We start from the raw sequence: 266 nt of genomic DNA on the forward strand, positions 1-266 counted from the left end.
GTGTCGCGCTGAAAGCGCGGATCGGCCATCTGACTGGCGCGAGCGTTTTCGATGCGTCATACGGTTCCTCGGAAACGGGAACGACGGCCGTGGCGATCTCCCCTGGCACGATGAAGCTGCAGGAACACAGCTACATCTTCGAATTGCTTGACGCCCAGAATGCATCGTTGCGGCCGTCAGGAAAGCTCGCGATCACGGGCGAGTTAGTCGTGACGTCGCTCGATAACCTCTCCAAGCCGCTTGTCCGTTATCGCACCGGCGACCTG

At 60.2% G+C, this 266-nt stretch carries 1 pseudogene; it reads left to right on the plus strand.

Annotated elements, in window-relative coordinates:
* A pseudogene (locus SB764_RS40960) lies at positions 1 to 266 on the plus strand (hypothetical protein); the annotation flags it as partial.

Origin of the sequence: Paraburkholderia sp. SIMBA_027 (assembly GCF_046535315.1) — a bacterium.
Classification (GTDB): Bacteria; Pseudomonadota; Gammaproteobacteria; order Burkholderiales; family Burkholderiaceae; genus Paraburkholderia; species Paraburkholderia tropica.